2 protein-coding genes are annotated in these 1,418 nt (G+C 31.2%); both read left to right on the plus strand.

Annotated elements, in window-relative coordinates; translation table 11 throughout:
* Positions 1-655: PASTA domain-containing protein (locus Q0370_RS02915; protein ID WP_299571897.1), on the plus strand; the 655-nt coding region annotated here is incomplete at its 5' end.
* A gap of 109 nt (positions 656-764) precedes the next feature.
* The coding region (gene rsgA, locus Q0370_RS02920; protein ID WP_299571900.1) for a ribosome small subunit-dependent GTPase A at positions 765-1,418 on the plus strand (654 nt) is incomplete at its 3' end.

Below are 1,418 nucleotides of genomic sequence, written 5' to 3' on the forward strand. Positions count from 1 at the left end.
TAGAATATGGGTAAACAATGGAGAAGATGTAAAAGTACCTAATATAGTCGGATTGGAACTATTAGAAGCAAGATCTCGGTTAAAAGGACAGAATATTCAAATTGAAACAATTGATTATTATCCATCTAACCAAAAATACAACACTATTTTGGGAGTTTATCCAAAACCAGGTACAAAACTGGAAATTAACCAGAAAATATCAATACTTGTTTCTTCACAACAAATGATAGATCCATCAGTTATGCCAAATATAACTGGACTTGATGTAAATGATGCCAGAGAATTGTTAAAACAAATTGGACTTGAAATTGGCTCTGTATCTCAAACAAGTGATCCGACATTGCCAGTAAACACAATTATTTCCACAAATCCTGCGGCTGGAACGAAAATACAGCGTGGACAAAAAGTATCCGTTGTGGTAAATAGTGGAGCGGCTGTAAGAAAACGAGAAAGATCGACTGAAGAAATTATCAAGCGTTCACAACAAAATATAAATGAAAGGGAAATTGAGAGAACTATTGATGACACAATAAATCAAATAGATAGACAAAATAGTAATCCTGGAAATTCTCAGCAACAAGGTGGCGAACGACGGAATAATGATGATACATCAACTTCTCCACCAGGCGACAGCAATGCTGATGACGATGAGTAAGACTTATTATTTACAATGACAAAAAAATTAGAAAGGAGATGGGAGTTATTTTGAATGTTATTTTGAAATTTCTCCCAAATATTTTATCAAAGGAAAAGTTATTAGAAAAATAAAAGGATTTTACTATGTTTTAGACGAAAATTCCAAAAATTTGAATGAAGAAAATATTTATGAATGCAAGTTACGTGGAACATTAAAAGTGAAAAATGATAAAATGAACTGTATTATCGGGGATCTTGTAGAATTTGACGAAAAGGAAAAAGTTATTGAAAAAATTGAAAAAAGGGAAAACTTTTTATATCGTCCACTAATTGCAAATATTGATTTTATCGGTATTCTATTTGCAATAAAAAGTCCAAATTTTGATTTTACAAATTTTCAGAAAATGCTGTTAAACGCAAATTCTCAAAATATTCCAGCTGTACTCATATTATCTAAAATTGACTTAGTTTCAAAAGAAGAACTGGAAGAATTTTTTAATAAATTTAAACAAATTTTTAAAGAAACAATTTCTATTTTCCCAATTTCAACTGAAACGAATACTGGAATTACCGAATTACAGCAATATATAAATAAAAAATCAGTTGTAATTTCAGGACCATCGGGTGCCGGAAAATCCACGCTTATAAACACTCTAATTGGTGAAGAAGTACTAGCTACAAATGATGTCAGCCAGAAAACAAAAAAAGGGCGGCATACAACAATAGAAAGCCGATTTTTTATGTCAGCACCACATTCGTATATAATAGATACTCCAGGATTT

The organism is uncultured Leptotrichia sp., assembly GCF_938036635.1.
Classification (GTDB): domain Bacteria; phylum Fusobacteriota; class Fusobacteriia; order Fusobacteriales; family Leptotrichiaceae; genus Leptotrichia; species Leptotrichia hongkongensis.